This window comes from Bradyrhizobium sp. USDA 326 (genome assembly GCF_049739485.1).
Classification (GTDB): Bacteria; Pseudomonadota; Alphaproteobacteria; order Rhizobiales; family Xanthobacteraceae; genus Bradyrhizobium.
This window is the reverse complement of record NZ_JBMGQA010000001.1, coordinates 938,018-957,692: the sequence shown is the minus strand read 5'-3', so window position 1 is coordinate 957,692 and position 19,675 is coordinate 938,018. Positions and strand designations below refer to the sequence as shown.

The 19,675-nt window shown below is 64.6% G+C and carries 10 protein-coding genes; 3 read left to right on the top strand and 7 right to left on the bottom strand.

Translation table 11 applies throughout. The features are described from left to right. Window positions 1–29: 29 nt before the first annotated feature. Window positions 30–2,705: a DNA ligase D gene (gene ligD, locus ABIG06_RS04540; protein ID WP_370134572.1), complete on the top strand. Its 2,676-nt coding sequence runs from the start codon at window positions 30–32 to the stop codon at window positions 2,703–2,705. A gap of 115 nt (window positions 2,706–2,820) precedes the next feature. Here ligD and ABIG06_RS04535 read toward each other — a convergent pair whose 3' ends face one another. After that, window positions 2,821–2,985, bottom strand: coding sequence for a DUF3309 family protein (locus ABIG06_RS04535; protein ID WP_008560028.1), 165 nt, complete (start codon window positions 2,983–2,985; stop codon window positions 2,821–2,823). A 178-nt stretch (window positions 2,986–3,163) separates the two neighbouring features. Here ABIG06_RS04535 and ABIG06_RS04530 point away from each other — a divergent pair, with 178 nt between their 5' ends. Beyond that, window positions 3,164–3,481: a polyhydroxyalkanoic acid system family protein gene (locus ABIG06_RS04530; protein WP_124162518.1), complete on the top strand. Its 318-nt coding sequence runs from the start codon at window positions 3,164–3,166 to the stop codon at window positions 3,479–3,481. A gap of 2 nt (window positions 3,482–3,483) precedes the next feature. On the opposite strand, the gene treY is transcribed toward ABIG06_RS04530, so the two are convergent. The 6 genes from treY to ABIG06_RS04500 are packed head-to-tail and all read right to left on the bottom strand — an operon-like array spanning window position 3,484 to window position 17,499. Beyond that, window positions 3,484–6,285, bottom strand: a complete 2,802-nt coding sequence (gene treY / locus ABIG06_RS04525) for a malto-oligosyltrehalose synthase (protein WP_370134569.1) — start codon at window positions 6,283–6,285, stop codon at window positions 3,484–3,486. Window position 6,286: 1 nt separating this feature from the next. Beyond that, a complete protein-coding gene (treZ, locus tag ABIG06_RS04520; protein ID WP_370134567.1) occupies window positions 6,287–8,035 on the bottom strand; it encodes a malto-oligosyltrehalose trehalohydrolase in 1,749 nt (582 codons plus the stop codon). Then, on the bottom strand, window positions 8,032–10,110 hold the full coding sequence (glgX, locus tag ABIG06_RS04515; protein WP_370134564.1) for a glycogen debranching protein GlgX: 2,079 nt from the start codon (window positions 10,108–10,110) through the stop codon (window positions 8,032–8,034). Before glgX ends, treZ begins: the two co-directional genes overlap by 4 nt. A 3-nt stretch (window positions 10,111–10,113) precedes the next feature. Then, window positions 10,114–12,255, bottom strand: a complete 2,142-nt coding sequence (gene glgB, locus ABIG06_RS04510; RefSeq protein WP_199752074.1) for a 1,4-alpha-glucan branching protein GlgB — start codon at window positions 12,253–12,255, stop codon at window positions 10,114–10,116. Beyond that, on the bottom strand, window positions 12,248–15,541 hold the full coding sequence (gene treS, locus ABIG06_RS04505) for a maltose alpha-D-glucosyltransferase (RefSeq protein WP_370134561.1): 3,294 nt from the start codon (window positions 15,539–15,541) through the stop codon (window positions 12,248–12,250). Before treS ends, glgB begins: the two co-directional genes overlap by 8 nt. A gap of 11 nt (window positions 15,542–15,552) precedes the next feature. Further along, entirely contained in the window at window positions 15,553–17,499 is a 1,947-nt protein-coding gene (locus tag ABIG06_RS04500; protein ID WP_370134559.1) for a maltotransferase domain-containing protein, read from the bottom strand. A gap of 204 nt (window positions 17,500–17,703) precedes the next feature. Here ABIG06_RS04500 and malQ point away from each other — a divergent pair, with 204 nt between their 5' ends. Then, window positions 17,704–19,665 carry a 4-alpha-glucanotransferase gene (malQ, locus tag ABIG06_RS04495; RefSeq protein WP_370134557.1) on the top strand — a complete coding sequence of 654 codons (1,962 nt, stop codon included), beginning with the start codon at window positions 17,704–17,706 and terminating at the stop codon, window positions 19,663–19,665. Window positions 19,666–19,675: the final 10 nt, after the last annotated feature.

Below are 19,675 nucleotides of genomic sequence, written 5' to 3'. Positions count from 1 at the left end.
TTAATGCCGAAAGAGAAGCGGGACCGGTCGTGCTGCAAAAACTCTCCACTTACCGACAGAAGCGGGATTTCGAGAAGACGCCCGAGCCATCGGGCAAAACAGCAGTCGCGCCATCGAAGCAGCGGCGCTTCGTGATCCAGAAGCACGACGCGAGCCGGCTGCATTACGACCTCAGGCTCGAATTCGATGGCGTGTTCAAGTCCTGGGCGGTGACGAAGGGGCCATCGCTCGATCCGCACGACAAGCGGCTGGCGGTCGAGGTGGAAGACCATCCGCTCGACTATGGCGACTTCGAGGGCACGATTCCGGAAGGGCAATATGGCGGCGGCACGGTGATGCTGTGGGACCGCGGCACGTGGGAGTCGGACGATCCGGAAGCCGGCTTCAAGAAGGGCGACCTGAAGTTCACGTTGCACGGCGAGAAGCTGCATGGAAGCTGGGTGCTGGTGCGCATGCGCAACCGGGGCGGCGAGAAGCGCACCAACTGGCTCCTGATCAAGCATCGCGACGAATATGTCCGCGAAGGCGCGGACAACGACGTTCTCGATCAGGACAAGTCCGTCGCCTCCGGCCGCGCGATGGAGCAGATCGCCGAAGGCAAGGGCCGCGCGCCGAAGCCGTTCATGCTGGCCAAGGGCACCAAGGGCAAGGCCGACGCGGTCTGGCAGTCCAACCGTGCCGAGGAGACGAAAGGGCGCACGGTGAAGCCGGCGCCGCGCACCGCGTTGAAGCGCGGCAAAGCGGCGAAAAAAAGTGCCACGACCGCGACCAACGCCAGGAAGGTCTCGGCGATGCCGGATTTCGTGGCGCCGCAGCTCTGCACGCTGGTCGAGCGGCCGCCGGCCGACGAGGGCTGGTGCCACGAGATCAAGTTCGACGGTTATCGCGTGCAGCTGCGGGTCGAGGACGGCGAGGCGACGCTGAAGACGCGCAAAGGTCTCGACTGGACCGAGAAGTTCGGCTCCATTGCCAAGGAAGCAGCCGCGCTGCCGGACGTGATGATCGACGGAGAGATCGTCGCGCTCGACCACAATGGCGCGCCGAACTTCTCCTCGCTGCAGGCTGCGTTGTCCGACGGCAAGACCGACGAGCTGATCTTCTTTGCCTTCGACCTTCTGTTCGCGGAAGGCCAGGACTACCGCCGGCTGCCGCTCGAGGAGCGCAAGGCGCAGCTGAAGAAGCTGCTGGAATCGCGCAAGCGGAAAGCGAGCCAGCTCCGCTATGTCGAGCATTTCGAGAGCGGCGGCGATGCCGTGCTGCAATCGGCCTGCAAGCTCGAGCTCGAGGGCGTGGTCTCGAAGAAGCTGAACGCGCCCTATCGTTCGGGGCGCGCCGAGAGCTGGGTCAAGTCGAAATGCCGCGCCGGCCACGAGGTGGTGATCGGCGGCTACAAGACCACGAGCGGCAAGTTTCGCTCGCTGATGGCGGGCGTGCAGCGCGGCGATCATCTCGCCTTTGTCGGCATGGTCGGCACCGGCTTTGGCGCGGACAAGGTCAAGCGCATCATGCCTGCGTTGAAAGCCATGACGGCCAGTGAAAGCCCCTTCGGCGGCAAGAATGCGCCGAAGAAGACCCGGGACGTGCATTGGCTGAAGCCGGAGCTCGTCGCGGAGATCGAGTTCGCCGGCTTCACCGCCGACGGCAATATTCGCCAGGCGGCGTTCAAGGGATTGCGGCAGGACAAGCCGGCCGAGGAGGTCGAGGCGGAGACGCCTGTCGATACCGAGCTCGCCAAGCCCTCCGCCAGGAAGGCGACGCGCACGAAGGCGGGCCGGCAACCGAAGCAGACCGCTCAAAATGCCGAGGTCATGGGCGTCGTCATCTCCAAGCCGGACAAGGAGCTCTGGCCCGACGACGGCGATGGCGGCGTCGTCACGAAGCTGGACCTTGCCCGCTATCTCGAAGCCGTCGGCGAATGGATGATCGTGCATCTCAAGGGCCGGCCGTGTTCGCTGATCCGCGCGCCTGATGGCATCAAGGGCGAATGCTTCTTCCAGCGCCATGCGATGCAGGGGACGTCGAACCTTCTGGAGCTCGCAAGAGTTTCCGGCGATCGCAAGCCCTACCTTCAGATCGACCGGATCGAGGGGCTCGCCGCCGTGGCGCAGATCGGCGGCGTCGAGCTGCATCCCTGGAATTGCGCGCCTTATGCCTATGACACGCCGGGCCGGCTGGTGTTCGATCTCGATCCCGCGCCCGACGTCGAGTTCGCCGACGTCGTCGAGGCGGCCAAGGAGATGCGGCAGCGGCTCGCCGACATCGGCATGGACAGCTTCTGCAAGACCACGGGCGGCAAGGGCCTGCACGTCGTGGTGCCGCTGCTCCACGGTTCGCGCGACAAGGTGAGCTGGAAGGATGCCAAGGCGTTTGCACAAGGCGTCTGCCAGTGGATGGCCGACGACGATCCCGAACGCTACCTGCTCAACATGTCGAAGAAGCTGCGCAAGGGAAAGATCTTCCTGGATTATCTGCGCAACGACCGCATGTCGACGGCAGTGGCGCCGTTGTCGCCGCGGGCGCGCGCCGGGGCCACGGTATCGATGCCGCTGACCTGGGCGCAGGTGAAGAGCGATCTCGATCCCAAGCGCTACACGCTGCGCACCGTGCCGGCGCTGTTGCCGCGATCGAAAGCATGGGAGGGATATGACGATGCCGCCGCTTCGATCAAGGCGGCGATGAAGAAGCTGGCGTCGAAAGTGAAGTAGAGGCCGCTTTCCAAAACGTCATTCCGGGCTGCGCGATGCGCAGACCCGGAATCCAGAGGTTTGCGGCGCGAGATTCCGGGTTCGCGCTTGCGCGCGCCCCGGAATGACCGCCTCACTATATCCGTCCCATCAGCAGCAGGATCAGCAGAATGACGATGACAAGCCCAAGGCCGCCGCCGCCGTAATAGCCGGTGCCGTAGAACGGTCCGCCGCCGATGCCGCTGAAGCCGCCGAGCAGGGCGATGATCAGGATGATCAGAATGATTGTGCCGATTGACATGCGAATCTCCTCAGCCCTTTGTCGAAAGGGTTGTTTGCATCTATCCCGTCCTGCGGGTGCAACTTGCCGCAGGTTGTAAAGTTCCCACGTTGAAACAAGGCCGACGGTCCAACATGCATGGAACCTTTGTAGGCCGGCGGCCATGACTATGTTGATGAGCCATCACTGGACAGAGATCATGTCAGCACCGCTTGTCGTTTCCATCCCACACCGTCTCGGCCGCGAGGAGGCGGTACGCCGGCTCAAGACGGGGCTTGGCCGCGCCGCTGCAAGCATTCCGGTGATGCAGGTCGAGGAGGAACGCTGGAGCGGCGACAGCATGAATTTCCGCATCCGCGCGCTCGGGCAGATCGCGACGGGCCAGGTCGACGTCGCCGACGACCATGTGAAGGTCGAGGTGGTGCTGCCCTGGCTGTTGCAGCGCTTTGCCGAGATGGCGCAGGCGGCGATCAGGAAGCGCGGCCAGTTGCTGCTGACCAAAGACGAGGGAAAGTAAGCTTAGGCGCGTACGCGCTGTCGCGATGGTCTGATGGCGTTTGCGGTTTGGGCCTCGATGACCGAGGCGGGACAATCGCGGAACGCCTGCGCGAGCGGCAAGTCGTTTCCGGCAAGGCCGGGCACGGAGTAGCCCGTGACGTCGATAGTCGCGTCCAGGCTCTCTGGCGCGGGCCATTCCCGGCCGGCCTGGGTGAATGGCGCGAAATGACGCCCGACCACGACGATCGCGACCGCGCGGCCATGATGGCGCGCAAAGGCGATGACATGGTCGGCATGTGCGCCCCGGACGCCCAGCGGCTGGTAGTCGCCCTGCGTGAAGACGTCGGCAAGCTCATTGCGCAGCTTGAGGAGATGCCGCGTCCAGGCCAGCTTGAGCTGGCCGTCCGGCCAGGACTTGATCAGGCCACTCCAGTCCGGAGCTTCCAGTGAGGTCAGCGCCGCGTGGCGTGCGGCAAAGTCGACCGGACGGCGGTTGTCGGGGTCGACCAGCGACAGGTCCCAGAACTCGGTGCCTTGATAGAAGTCCGGCACGCCCGGCAGCGTCGCCTTGAGCGTGAGCTGGCTCAGCGAATTCAACGTGCCGAGCAGCGCGACGCGGCGAGCCAGCGTTTGCAATGCCTCCAGGAATTCCGCGGACCGGGCGGCGTCGAGGATCTTCTCGATGAAGTCTCGTATGCCGCTCTCATAGGCTTCATGCGGGTTGAGCCAGCTCGTCTCCTCCTTGCCCTCGCGCGCGGCCTTGAGGGCATAGGCCTGGATGCGCTCGGCGAAAGCGGCATCGGCCGGCGCTTGAAGCGGCCAGGCGCCGAGCAGGGTCTGGTAGAGCATGTATTCGAACGTCGCCGACGGCGCGCGGAAATTGCCGTGCAGCGTGAGATGCGGCGCGTTCAGCACCTTCCATCGCGCCACCGCGCTGGCCCATTCACCGGGGATTTCGCTGAGCGCCGCGATGCGTGTGCGCGCATCCTCACCACGCTTGGTGTCGTGGGTGGCGGTTGCCGTCATGCCTTGCGGCCATTCCCTGGCGCGGGCTTGCATGGTCTGGTGGAAGGCGGGAATGCCGAGGCCGGTGCTCGCGGGATCGCCGCCGACCTCGTTCAGCGCAAGCAGCCGGTGGAATTGATAGAATGCGGTGTCCTCGAGCGACTTCGCCATCATCGGCCCGGTGAATTGCTGCACCTTCAGCGCGAAGCGGCGCACGCGCGGGGCGCTGTGCGGGGGACGGCCGGGCTTGAGCAGGTCCATGGTGAGGGCATCGCGCAGGAAGTCGAAGATGCCTTCGTCGGCGGCAAACCACTCGCCGCGGGCGCGCTCGATGGTGTCCTCGATCAGCTTGCGGTCCGGTGCCGTCGGGCCGCTGTGCGTCAGGTAGGTGCGATAGACCGGGAAATGCAGCACATAGAGCTCGAGCGCCTGCCGCAGGCTGTCGGCCGAGAAGTCCCGTGTCGAATAATGCCCGTTGGCGATACGCGCGAGCAGACGCGACAGCACGGTGAATTCGCTGGCGAGCAACGTCTCCAGCACCCGCCGCTTGGCGTCCTTGACGTAAGGCGCAAGCCGGGGCGGCCGGTTGCTGATCTGCCGCCAGGTCTCGTCCAGCGCTTCGAGGCCCTTGGGATCGACCAGCACATGGGTGATGACGTTCATCCATTCGTAGCCCGTGGTGCCCTGGACGCCGGCGAACTTCGGTAGGCGCTCGTGCTCGCACAGGATCTTTTCGATGACCGTATAGAATGGCTTTGTGTTGCCTTGGACGATATTGCTTTGGGCGTCGCGCACCAGCCGGCGCAGTCGCTGGCAATATTGTGCGGGGTCACGCAGGCCGTCGATGTGATCGAGCCGGATTCCCTGTAACTTACCGTCGGCGATGAGCTGCTTCACCAGCCTGTGCGTGGCGGCAAATGTGCTCGCGTCCTCGACGCGCAGTCCCGCGAGCCCGTTGACATCGAAGAAGCGGCGATAGTTGATGTCGCTGGAGGCAAGCCGCCAGTGCCCGAGCTTGTAGTGCTGGCGCTCCAGGAGATGATGCAGCGTCAGCGTCTGCGCCGGGCGGTCCTTGCCGGCACGATAGGCGGCGAGACCGCGACCGATGATGTCGGCGGCGCCGGCGATCTCCTTGAGCTCGGCCTTGAAGCCGGGAGCTTCCTTGCGATTGGGACGGCGCAGCCCCGTGTAGCGGGTCGCGAGTGACAGCAGGCGCTTGCCGGCCGGCGTTTCCGCCGCGTCCGCCTCCTTGACGATCACGCGCAGAACTTCGCCATAACGCTCCGGTGCGATTGGCAGGCGATGCTCGAAATACCAGGCCGAAAGGCTTCCCTCATCGGGATCGTAGCGCAGCTCGATGTCGCCGCGCTCCAGCGCCTCGCCGTAGGACGAGCCGAGGATCGGCAGCAGCACGCCGCCGCGGGCACGAAAGGCCAGTTGATCCCAGTCGATGTCGAAGGAAGCAGCGTGTGGCGAGGCCTGGCCCCATTCCAGCACGTCGAGCCACCAGGGATTGTCGGCGAAATGCACGCCGACATGGTTGGGCACGAAATCGATGATGAGCCCGAGGTCGTGCTTGATCAGCGCCTCGCTCAGGCGTGCGAAGCCGGCCTCGCCACCGAGCTCGGGATTGAACTGGCTGTGATCGACGGTGTCATAGCCATGGGTCGAGCCCTTGCGCGCCTTCATCACCGGCGAGGCGTAGAGATGCGTGATCCCCAGCGCCTTGAGATAGGGGACGACCGCAGCGGCCTTGTCGAAGTCGAAATCCGCGGTGAGCTGAAGCCGGTAGGTTGCGAGCGGAATGGCAGGAGGCATCTCAACCTCCGAGACGCCAGACCACCGACCAGGGCGGGAGCCGCTCGCCGGCGCCGCCCCAGATCGGCGTGCCCGCGCTGAGGGAGGAGGTGATCTCGTGATCCGACAGATTGGCGACAAGGCGCAACGTCGTGCCGTCGCCCATCCGCCAATGCGCGGTGAGCAGGCCGTCATCGGCGGCCTCGGCGTCGCCGAAGCTTGCGCCCTTGAGCCGGGGGATGATCTCCTTGTGACGCAGCGCGAGCAGGTCTTTCACCAGGGCGAGCCGCGCATCCTGTTGCGGGGTGCGGCCGGTCCAGTCGAGCACGGCGGATTGCAGCGTTGCCGGATCGAGCGGGTCGGGCACCTCGTCGCCGTATTTTTCGTAAGCCCAGGCATATTCCTGCTTGCGACCCTTGCGCACGGCCTCGGCGAGTCCACCTTGGAAATCGCAGAAGAACGGGAAGGGGACTGTCGAGCCCCATTCCTCGCCTTGAAACAGCATCGGCACCATCGGCGCGAGCAGGGTCACTGCGAGCGCAGCCTCGATCTGCTTTGGCGATGCGAGGCTTTCCAGCCGCTCGCCCAGCGCACGATTGCCGATCTGGTCGTGGTTCTGCAGGAAATTGACGAAGGTCGCCGGCGACAGCTCACCGCTCGGCTCGCCGCGCGGCCTCTTGCCCCAGAACTCCGAGATCTCGCCCTGATAGACGAAGCCCGAGGCGAGCGCGCGCGCGAGGTCCATGCGCGGCGTCTGGTAGTCGCCATAATAGCCGGCATGCTCGCCGGTCAGCATCACGTGCCAGACGTGATGATAATCGTCGTTCCACTGTGCGCGATACTTGCCGTTCGGCGGCTCCTGCGCGGCGTCGAGCAGGCTGGCGCGGTTGTCGCCGTTCTCCAGCACGAGATGGATGCGGCGTCCGGTGGCCTTGGCGAGCTCGCCGGCGGCAACGCTCAGGTCCTGCAGCATCGATTGCTCGCCGGGGATCGCCATGATGTGGTTGGCGGCATCCAGCCTCAGGCCGTCGAAGCGGTAGTCGCTGAGCCAGGACAGCGCGTTCTCGACGGCAAAGGCTCGCGCCTGCGGCACGCGATAATCGATCGCACTGCCCCACGGCGTGTGCGCATCGGTGAAGAAGGTCGGCGCATAGCGGCCGAGGTAGTTTCCTTCGGGGCCGAAATGATTGTAGACCACGTCGAGAAACACCATCAGCCCGCGCAGATGTGCCTCGTCGATCAGCGTCTTCAGGTCCTCGGGCCGGCCATAGGCGCTGTCGGGCGCATACCACAGCACGCCGTCATAGCCCCAGCCGCGGCGTCCTGCGAAATCGGCGAGCGGCATCAATTCCAGCGCGGTGATGCCGGTCGCTGCGAGATGATCGAGCTTGTCGATCATGGCGCGGTAGGTGCCCTCGGGCGTGAAGGTGCCGACATGGGTCTCGATCAGCACGGTCTCTTCCCAGGGACGGCCGCGCCATTCGCGCGCGCGCCAGACGAAGGCGTCGTGATCGATCACCTCGCTCGGGCCGAACACGTCCTCGGGCTGGAAAGCCGAAGCAGGATCCGGCACGTCGATCTCGTCGTCGATCCTGAATTTGTAGGGACTGCCGGCGGCGAGGCCGGCAATATCGGCGACGTACCAGCCATCCTGTCGGCGCTGCATCGCGTGCCTGCGGTCGAGCAGGAGGTCGACGCGGCGCGCGGCGGGCGCCCATAGGCGGAATGACACGCCGTCCTTCGTCGGCCTCGCCCCGAAGGACGGCCTCATGGCGCCCCCGCGAAGGCGAGCACGGAGCGCGGCGGCGCCTTGCTGTCGCTCCCGGGCAGGAAGTCGATCGTATTCAGCATGGCATCGGTCGTGTTCAGGATCTGCTGCCAGCTTTTGTATTCGGTCATTTGGGGCAATTTGAATGCGATCTCTTCGGGAGCGGCGTTCAGTACGATAAAGATCGCAGCCCCACCCGGTTCCATCGGCCCCATCACATAGGAGAGGAACCTGCCTTCCGGGAATTTCCAGTCATTTTCCGTCATCTCGTGGCCGGCGGGCGTCAGCCACAGTGCGCCGTAGGAGATGCCGTCCTTGGGGCGGCCATCGAGCCAGCGATGGCTGCGCAGCTGTGAGAACCGGCGGCGGATATCGGCGAGATGGGCGACGAAGTCGACCATGTCGTCGCCCTCCTTGCCGAGATTGTCCCAGCCGACCCAGCCGACTTCGTTGTCCTGGCAATAGGCGTTGTTGTTGCCGGATTGCGAGTTGCCGACCTCGTCGCCGGCGAGGATCAGCGGAACGCCCTGCGCCAGCATCAGGCAGGCGAGCACGTTCTTGCGCAGCTGCCGGCGCAGGCTGATGATGTTCGGATCGTCGGTCGGACCCTCGACGCCGCAATTGTTGCTGTGATTGTCGTTGGAGCCGTCGCGATTGTCCTCGCCGTTGGCCTCGTTGTGCTTCTCGTTGTAGCTGAAGAGGTCGGCGAGCGTGAAGCCGTCGTGGACGGTGATGTGGTTGATGCTGGCGCGCGGCCGCCGTCCGTCGTGGTTGAACAGGTCGGACGACGCGGTCATGCGGCTGGAGATGTCGCCGATCAGGCTGCCTTCCCCGCTCCAGTAGCGGCGCATGGCGCTGCGATAGCGGTCGTTCCATTCCGACCATTGCGAGGGAAAGGCTCCCACCTGGTAGCCGCCGAGGCCGAGGTCCCACGGCTCGGCGACGAGCTTGACGGTCGCCAGCACGGGATCCTGCCGGACCGCGGTGAGGAACGAGCTGCCGCGATCGAATCCGTTCGGCCCGCGCGCCAGCGTGGTGGCGAGATCGAAACGGAAGCCGTCGACGTGGCAGACCTCGACCCAGTAGCGAAGTGAATCCATCACCATCTGCAGCACGCGCGGATGGGTGAGGTTCACGGATGAGCCGCAGCCGGTGAAGTCGTCGTAGTAGCGCGGGTTCTCGCGGTTCAGCCAGTAATAGGAGGCATTGTCGATGCCGCGGTAGCACAGCGTCGGGCCGAGGTGATTGCCTTCGGCGGTGTGGTTGTAGACGACGTCGAGCATCACCTCGATGCCGGCGTCGTGCAGCCGCGCCACCGTGGTGCGGAAGGAATCGAGTGAGTTGTCCTGGGCGTAGCGCGGCTCGGGCGCGAAGAAGGACAGCGTGTTGTAGCCCCAGTAGTTGGCGAGCTTCTTTTCCACGAGGATGCGGTCGTCGACGAAGCTGTGGATCGGCAACAGCTCGACCGTGGTGACGCCGAGCTTCTTCAGGTGCTCGATCATCGCCGGCGAGGACAGGCCGCCATAGGTGCCGCGCAGATTCGGCGGTACGTCGTCGCGCTTCTGCGTCAGGCCCTTGACGTGGGCTTCGTAGATGATGGTGTCTTCCCAGGGGATGTTGGGGCGGATCTCGCGGCGGCCCCAGTTGAAGGTCTCGTCGACCACGACGGCCTTCGGCATGCCCCGCGCATTGTCGCGCCGGTCGAAAGACAGGTCCTCGCGCGGGCTTCCGGTGCGGTAGGCAAAATGCGCATCGCTCCAGACCAGGCGTCCGGCAAGCCGCTTGGCATAGGGGTCGAGCACCAGCTTGTTGGCGTTGAAGCGATGGCCGTGCTCGGGCTCGTACGGGCCGTGCACGCGGTAGCCATAGAGCTGGCCGGGAGAGACGTCGTTGAGATAACCGTGCCAGACATCCTCGGTCTTCTCTGGCAATTCGACGCGCTCGAGCTCGCGGCGGCCTTGTGCGTCGAACAGGCAGAGCTCGACCTTCTGCGCGTTGGCGGAGAACAGCGCGAAATTGGTGCCGCGTCCGTCCCAGCTTGCGCCGAGGCGTGCGGGCGATCCAGCAGTCAGGCGCATCAGTCAGCTTTCCGGAACGAGGAAGGTTGCGGCGAGCGGTGGAATAGTGAGACGGAGCTCGCCGCCCTCATCGGCATGAACTTCGCCGATATTCCCGACATTGCTGCCGCCATAATGAGCGGAATCCGAGTTGAGCACTTCCTTCCACTTGCCGCCAAAGGGTACGCGGATGGGATAGTTGCGATAGACGTTGGGTGAGAAGTTGACGATGACGAGGCATCGCGCGTGCTCGTCAAATCCCTTTCGAAGCCAGGCGAACACGTTGCGGTTGGCGTCATCGGTGATCAGCCATTCGAAACCGCCCTGGTCGCAATCCATCTGGTGCAGCGCCGGTACCGCGCGATAGAGCCGGTTGAGGTCCCGGATCAGCGCCTGGACGCCGGAATGGTACTTGTATTCGAGCAGATGCCAGTCGAGCGACTGGTCGTGATTCCATTCCCGGCTCTGCGCGATTTCCGCACCCATGAACAGCAGCTTCTTGCCGGGATGGCCGAACATGAAGCTGTAATAGGCGCGCAAATTGGCGAAGCGCTGCCACTCGTCGCCGGGCATGCGGCCAAGGATCGAGCGTTTGCCGTGCACGACCTCGTCATGCGACAGCGGCAGGATGAAGTTTTCCGAGAACGCGTAGTGCAGGCCGAACAGGATCTCGCCGTGGTGGTGCTTGCGGTAAATCGGATCCTTGCTGATGTAGCTCAGCGTGTCGTGCATCCATCCCATGTTCCACTTGTATCCGAAGCCGAGCCCGCCGAATTCGACCGGGCGCGAGACCTGCGGCCAGGCGGTGGACTCTTCGGCGGCCGTGGTCGCCTGTGGGAAGCGGGCAAACACTTCCGTGTTGAAGCGGCGCAGGAAGTTGATCGCCTCGATGTTCTCCCGCCCGCCGTACTGGTTCGGAATCCACGCGCCGGGCGGCCGGCTGTAGTCGAGATAGAGCATGGACGCGACCGCATCGACGCGCAGGCCGTCGATCGCATAACGCTCCAGCCAGAACAGCGCATTCGACACCAGGAAGTTCGTCACTTCGGTGCGGCCGTAATTGTAGATCAGCGTGCCCCAGTCGAGGTGGCGCCCCTGCAGCGGATTGGCATGCTCGTAAAGCGAGGTGCCGTCGAAATGGCCAAGCCCGTGCGGATCATCAGGGAAATGACCGGGCACCCAGTCGAGCAGCACGCCGATTCCTTCGCGGTGGCAGGCATCGACCAGTATCGCAAACTCGTCGGGTGTGCCGAAGCGGCTGGTTGGCGCATAGAGGCCGGTCGGCTGGTAGCCCCACGAGCCGTCGAAGGGATGCTCGCTCACGGGAAGAAATTCGAGATGGGTGAAGCCCATGTCGCGGGCATAGGCCGGCAACTGCTCGGCCAGCTCGCGATAGGTCAGCCACTCATTGTCGTTCTTGCGCCGCCACGAGCCGAGATGGACCTCGTAGATCGACATCGGCGCCGACAGTGAATTGATGCCGTCGGGCGCCGGTCGCGGCCGCGGCAGGTGCGCTTCGTCGAATACGATCGACGCCGTCTTCGGCCGCACCTCGCTCGCGAATGCCAGCGGATCGGATTTCAACGGAAGCAGATGACCATGCGGGCCGATGATCTCGAACTTGTAGTGATCGCCGGACTTCGCATGCGGGATGAACAGTTCCCAATAGCCGCTGCCACGCACCCGCATCGGATGGCGCCGACCGTCCCAGAAGTTGAAGTCGCCGACCACGGAGACGCGGCGCGCATTCGGCGCCAGCACCACGAAGCCGATGCCGTCGACGCCCTCGAGCTGCATCGGATGCGCGCCGAGCTTGTCGTAGATGCGCTGATGGGTGCCTTCGCCGAGCAGATAGAGATCAAAATCGGTCAGGATCGGTGGAAAACGGTAGGCATCCTCGAACTCGACGACGTCGTTGCCGAACTTTGCGCGGAGCTGGTAGTGCTTCGAGCCATTGGGCAGGGCGCCGATGAACAGACCGGCGTCGTGGACGCGGTCGAGCGGGGCGACCTCGCCATGTTCGCCGACTGCCTCGACATTCACGGCCTCGGGCAAAAACGCGCGCACCACGCTTCGACCACCCTCGGGATGCAGCCCGAGATAGTGGAAGGGATCGGAGTGGCGGCCCTCGATGATCGCATAGGCCTCGGCAGGCAATTTAGGCATGGGCTTCGCTCTCGGCACTGGACAGAATGCGAAGCAGTCCGGTCAGCGGCGCATGGAGCCCCTCAGGCCGGTGGGACAGTTCGTACTCTAGTTCATCGAACACTTGATCAAGCAGGTAAAATCTCAACAGGCCGTCGGCAGACGACCGATCCTTCGGCCATAGCCTGCGGTCGGTCATGGCTTCGCGGTAGGCGGACAGGAAGGTCGCGGTGGCGCGCTCACGCCATTCGTCGAGCGCGGCCACGATGCGGTCTTGCTCGTCCGAAGCGCCCGTGCGCGCGCGGCTCAGCGCCGCGTGGACTGAAAGGTCAATCGAGTGGATCAGGCCGGCGACGTCGCGGGCGGCCGGCGCCTTGCGCCGCTTATTGGCCAGCGGCCTGCGTGGGTCGCCGTCGAAGTCGATGATGAAGATATCGTCCTTCACGATCAGAGTTTGCCCGAGCCGGAAATCGCCGTGATGACGGATGTTCAACCCGCCGATGTCGGATGGCAAGAGCGCATTCAGGCGGTCGAACAGTTCCGCGCGTGCGGCGATGAGCCGGTCGATCAGCGGCCGGTCCGTCTCCCGCAGCCCGTCGCGGCTGTCGGCCAGCAGCTCGAGAACCCGCTCGGCACGCGCCTTGAGATCGGTCAGCGCGCCCCTGATCTGGGCGGAATCGATTGGCGCCGGTGCGAGATCGGCGGGCTCTGCCGCGGCGAGAGCGACATGCAGCTCGGCGAGCCGCCGGCCGATCTGCGCGATGAAATGCAGATAGGGCGCCTGCTCCTGGGTTTCGCGCGGCATCTCATCGGCCGGTGCCACGCGCTGCTCGTCGATATAGCGGTCGAGATATCCCGTGGTCACGGTCCAGCCGTCGCCCTGGTTCTCGACATAGGCATGCAGCACGCCAAGCGCGCTGCGCTGGCTCCCGTCGACCAGCTCGACGCTGCCGAGCAGTGCCGGCGTGTTGGCAAAGCGGGCGACTTCCGTGAGATAGTGACCGATCTCGATCTCGGGGCTGATGCCGCTTTCGAGCCGCCGATAGATCTTGGCGACGTATTTGTTGTCGACCAGCGCGGTGCTGTTCGACTGCTCGATCGCGCGGATGCGTTCGGGCTCCTTGATGGTGTAGTCGGCGAAACGACTGGTCGCCTTGAATTCCAGCCGCAGATTGTTCTCGTCCACGACCAGGTTTTGCGACAGACCTCGCAAGAACAGACCGATGAAGATCTGGTCGGTCGCGACGTCGAGCAGCGTGCCTTCGCGCGCACCCTGGCGCACGGCGGCGAGCGCCCTGGGGTTGAAGCGCTCGCGGTCGAAGCGCACCCATTCGATCTGCATGGGCATCACATACCGCGTCGTCACCTCGTCCCGGGTCGTCTCGAAAAACGCGATCCAGGGTCTGTTGTCGCCGATGTCGCTGAACGGTACCGCGGAGGTCAACGTGGTCCGGATGTGCTTGGGATCGTTCTCGGGATACCAGCGCGTCCGCGCCAGGAATCCCGGCAGCACGTCGCGCTCGAACACGCCGCGCTCGCGGGCGAGCGACACCCAGTTCGAGTTCACCGGCACCACCAGCGTCTCGAACTCCGGCACCGCGCGCGGCGTCACCGGCTCGGACTTGTCGCGCTCCTGAAGCTGGAACCAGTAGAAGCCGTACGGCCCCAGCGTGATCATGTAGGGCAGCTCGCCGATCGCGGGGAAGCGCGTGCGGCCGAGCATCTCCTGGGGGATACGGTCCTTCCATGGCGACAGGTCGAGCTCCGTCGCCTGCGCGGCACGCGAGAGATTGGCGACGCACAGGATCACCTCGTCGCGGTACTGCCGGACATAGGCGAGCACGGCGCGGTTGGCCGGTCGGATGAACGTCATGGTGCCGCGGCCGAAGGCGAGCGTCGACTTCCGCACGGAGATCAGCCGTTTGGTGGCGCTGAGCAGGGACGACAGGCTGCGCGACTGCGCCTCCACGTTCACGGATTGGTACCCGTAGACGGGATCCATGATCGGGGGCGCGTAGAGGCGGGCCGGGTCGCAGCGCGAGAAGCCGCCGTTGCGGTCCGGGCTCCACTGCATCGGCGTGCGCACGCCGTTGCGGTCGCCGAGATAGATGTTGTCGCCCATCCCGATCTCGTCGCCGTAATAGATGATCGGCGTTCCCGGGAACGACAACAGCAGCGAGTTCATCAGCTCGATCTTGCGGCGGTCGTTGTCCATCAGCGGCGCGAGGCGCCGGCGGATGCCGACATTGATGCGCGCACGCGGATCGTTGGCGTAGGTGGTCCAGAGATAGTCGCGCTCGACGTCGGTGACCATCTCCAGCGTCAGCTCGTCGTGGTTGCGCAGGAACAGCGCCCATTGGCAGCTTGCGGGAATGTCGGGCGTCTGGCGCAGGATGTCGGTGATCGGGAAGCGGTCCTCCTGCGCGATCGCCATGTAGATGCGCGGCATCAGCGGGAAATGGTAGGCCATGTGGCATTCGTCGCCACGGCCGAAATATTCCTGCACGTCCTCCGGCCATTGATTGGCCTCGGCCAGCAGCAGCTTGCCCTTGGAGTAGGCGTCGAGCTCCTGGCGCAGCCGCTTGATGATCGCATGCGTCTCGGGCAGGTTCTCGTTCGAGGTGCCCTCGCGCTCGCACAGATAGGGAATGGCATCGAGCCGAAAGCCGTCGACGCCGGCGTCGAGCCAGCGCTTCATCACCTGGATGATGGCGCTGACCACGCGCGGATTGTCGAAATTGAGGTCCGGCTGGTGCGAGAAGAAGCGGTGCCAGTAGAACGCGCCGGCCTCCGGGTCCCAGGTCCAGTTCGATTTCTCCGTGTCGGTGAAGATGATGCGCGTGCCCTGGTACTTCTGGTCGGTGTCGCTCCAGACATACCAGTTGCGCGCACTGGAGCCCGGGTGGCTGCGCCGGGCGCGCTTGAACCATTTGTGCTGGTCCGAGGTGTGGTTGACGACGAGCTCGGTGATGACGCGCAAGCCGCGCTTCTGCGCCTCCTGGATGAAGCGCTTGAAGTCCTTCATCGTCCCGAAATCGGGATTGACCGCGCCGTAATCGGCGATGTCGTAGCCGTCGTCGCGGCCGGGCGAGGGATAGAACGGCAGCAGCCACAGCGCGGTAACGCCGAGCTCCTGGAGATAGGGCAGCTTCTCGGTCAATCCGGCGAAGTCGCCGATGCCGTCATTGTTGCTGTCGGCGAAGGCCTTGACGTGGAGCTGGTAGATGACGGCATCCTTGTACCAGAGCTCATCCACGACCTCGGCAGCCTCAGCCTTCTTGGTGTCGACGGAAGACAGGACATTCATGGCGTGAACCCTTACGCCAGGCAGCGGAACAGGAGCGCCGGATCGCGGTCGGGATCGATACGCAACCTGATCCCGCCCCATTCGATGCGGGACCGTTCGCCGGTGACAAGGTTTTCGAGTGCCCTCACTTGGTGGCGCTGTCCATCGGCGTCAACGGTGACATCGCCGAGCGGCAGCCAGCACTCACGCGCGGGGCGCGAGAGCGCGATCACGATGACGACAGTATTGGCCGGATCGGCCGCCTCCTTGGCGAAGGCGATCGTCTCGTCGTCCTCGATGCCGAGGAAGCGCAAATTCGTCGTCTGCTGCAGCGCCGCGTTCTCGTTGCGGGCGCGATTGAGCCCGGCAATGTAGGATTTGACGTTGCCGGGCCTGTCCCAGTCGCGCTGCCTGATCTGGTACTTCTCGGAATCGAGATATTCTTCTCGGCCGGGAATCGCTTCATGCTCCAGCAGCTCGAAGCCGCTATGGATGCCGTAATTGCCTGAGAGCGTCGCCGCCAGTGCGACGCGCGACTTGAATGCCCAGGGCTCTCCGCTCTGGAGGTGATAGGGCAGCAGGTCGGGCGTGTTGGCGAACATGTGCGGACGATAGAAATCACGTTCGGGATAGCGCGTCAGCTCGCCGAGATATTGCTCCAGCTCCCACCGCGAGGTGCGCCAGGGGAAATAGGTAAAGGACTGCGCAAAGCCGAGCTTGGCGAGGCCCTTCATCAGCTTCGGCCGTGCGTAGGTCTTGGAGAACAGGATTACCTCGGGATGACGGTGGCGGATGTCGCGGATCAGCCACTCCCAGAACGGAAGCGGCGCAGTGTCGTGATTGTCGATGGCGAATATGGTGACGCCATGGTCGATCCAGAACAGCATGGCATCGCGAAACGCGTTCCACAGGCCGACGCGATCCACCGAGGCGAAATCGGGGATGACGATGTCGGAATAAGGGCCGTCCGCCGTCCGGATCGAGCGGTCCGGCCGCCATTTGAACCATTCCGGATGCTGCGTCAGCCAGGGATGGTCCGGCGAGCACTGCACGGCGAAGTCGAGTGCAAGCTCGAGACCGTATTCCAGGCAGGTCGCAACCAGCGCGCGGAAATCCTCGATCGTGCCGAGCTCGGGATGCAGCGCATCGTGGCCGCCCTCGGCCGAGCCGATCGCATAAGGCGAGCCGGGATCGCCCTCACGCGCCACCGGCGCATTGTTGCGGCCCTTGCGGCTTGTGTGGCCGATGGGGTGGATCGGCGTGAAGTAGAGCACGTCAAAGCCCATGGCGGCGATGTCAGGCACGCGCGCGATGCAGTCGCGCAGCGTGCCATGCCGGCCCGGCAATGCGCTCTGGCTGCGCGGCATCATCTGGTACCAGGCGCCAAAGCGCGCCTTGTCGCGGTCTATGGTCAGCGGGAAGAGTGGCGAGCGCGTCAGGTCGGGCCGCGACTGGCTTTCGGCCATGGCTTTGCCGAGCTCAGTTGCGAGCAGCGAAGTGACGTCGCCGTTCCTGAGATAATCCTCGCACTGCCTGATGATGACCGCTGCCGCGTTCTGTCGCGCGCCATGCGCCTTGGTCAGGAGTCCGGCGCCCTCGATCGCATCGAGGCTGACATCGGCCCCGGTGCGCCGCTTGCGCGCGACTGCGTGAGACCATGTGGCGAACTCATCGGTCCAGGCTTCGATCGCGTAGACATATTGGCCGGGCTCAACGGGCGTGAACGCACCGGACCAGCGGTCATTGCCGTGATGGGTCATCGGCTCACTCCGCCATTCGCGCTCCTGCTCGCGGCGCCAGATCAGCGCGGCTGATGTCACGGCGTCGCCGTCGCGATAGATGTCGGCCCAGACCTCGACCGGTTCGCCCAGGATCCGCTTCACAGCGAAGCGGCCGCCGTCGATCGAGGGATAGACGTCCTCGATCAGGAAAGCGCTGCCGGCTGCGGCACTTTCGACAGTTTGAATTGTCTTGTTCACGGTGATGCCATTGACAAGAAAGCAGGAGCCCGTTTCCCTTGCCGGGAGCCGACGCTTGGTACCATTATAGAAAGCCGCTTGTGTGTCATTGGTTCCCTGGGGAACGGCAAGCGCAGTTTGCGAGTTACCCCTGACTAACCTCTTCCGCGACCTCGTTAAAATCGATGCCCTTGGCCAAACAATGGCCTGCAAGCTGCGTGCCGAATGGATCTTTTAGCTCAAGCCCGGATCAAGGGCGTTCAGTCCGAATTCGTTGACGCCCTCGGCAAGCTGCGGGTCACCGCGCCCGAGGCGCTCAAATCCATCCTCGACGCCCTGCCGGAGAGGCGCGTCTACCGCTTCGTCAGCGGTCCGGTCGTGGTCCGCGCATTGGGGCATCCGCGCACGGAATTGGCGGCCATCGGTGCGCCGCCGCTGCAATGGAAAATCCACGGCAACGGCAATGTGATCGCGACAGGCGAGACGCGCGAGCCCGTCATCGCCTGGCCCGCCGGCCTGGCGCTCGGGTATCACAGATTGACACTGACCGATGCCGAAGGCGTGACGGAAGAGGTGCCGATGATCGTGGCGCCCGAGCGCGCCTTCGGCGGCGATTTCGACCGTGGCTGGCTGCTTGCCGTCCAGCTCTACAGCGTCCGTTCGGACCGCAATTGGGGCATCGGCGACTTCACCGACCTCGCAGGCCTGGTCCGGCTTGCCAAGCAGCTCGGGGCCGACGGTGTGGGGCTCAATCCGCTGCATGTCCTGTTCGACGACCATCCGGCCGATTGCAGCCCCTATTCGCCGAACAGCCGGCTTTTCCTCAATCCGCTCTATATCGACGTTGAGGCAATTCCCGAATTCTCGGCAGACCTCGTGCCCGACGCGGCCGCAACGGCCGCCCGTCTGCGCGAAGGTGATCGCGTCCCCTATGCCGACATGGCGGCGTTGAAATGGCTGGGTCTTCGCGCCGCCTTTGACAGCTTCGTGACAAGCGCGAGCGAGGCGCGCCGCAAGGCGTTTGACGCCTTCCGGGCCGCCCGCGCGCCGCTATTGTCCCGCTTTGCCTGCTTTGAGGTGCTGCGCCATCGCTTCGCCGCCCCCTGGTGGGAGTGGCCGTCGGAATGGCAGCAGCCGGATCAGGTGAAATGCGCCGAGCTGCGCAATGGCCCGGCCAAGCGCGAGGTCGAGTTCGTCGAGTTCGTGCAATGGACCGCCGATAGCCAGCTGCATGCCGCCAAGGAGCTCGCCAGCCAGCTCGGCATGCGGGTCGGCCTTTATCTCGATGTTGCCGTCGGCGTGCAGTCCAACGGCTTCGATGCCTGGAACGAGCAGACGGCGATTTCCCGCCATCTCGCCGTCGGCGCGCCGCCCGACGTGCTCAACACCATCGGCCAGGACTGGGGTCTCGCCGGCTTCAACGCCGGTGGGCTCGAGGCGCAGTCCTTCGTCCCGTTCGCGGACATGCTCGCGGCCTCGATGCGTCATGCCGGCGCCATCAGGCTCGATCACGTGCTCGGCCTGAAACGGCTTTATCTGGTGCCGCGCGGCTTCAAACCCGACAACGGCGCCTATGTGCAGATGCCGTTCGAGGCGCTGCTGGCAGCCGTGGCGCGCGAGAGCGCGGCCCACAAATGCATTGTGATCGGCGAGGACCTAGGCACCGTGCCGGAAGGTTTTCGCGAGATGATGCAGGATTTCGGCATCTGGTCCTATCTCGTCATGATGTTCGAGCGCGACGATGCCGGCCATTTCCGCAATGTCGACCATTACCGGCCCAACGCGCTGGTCACGCTGAACACGCATGACCTGTCGACCTATGCCGGCTGGCGCTCCTTCAGCGACCTCAAGATGAAGCGCTCGCTCGGGCTCGATCCCGGCGAGAACGACCAGGCGCGCTGGGATGCGCTCGGCAGGCTCGACGAGATCCTGCGCCAGAACGGCATTCGAGCGAATGATCTCTATTCGGTGCTCGCCTTCCTGTCGCGCACGCCGTCCCGGCTGCTCGCGGTGTCGATGGAAGATCTGCTGGGCGTGATCGACCAGCCCAACATTCCCGGCACGATCGACGAGCACCCGAACTGGCGCCAGCGCCTTCCTGTTGCGCTCGACAAGATCGCGTCCAGGATCGATCTGGCGGCTTTGAAGGCCGCGACGCGGGAACGTTCATTGCCCGGCGGGAGTTGAACGGCCGGGG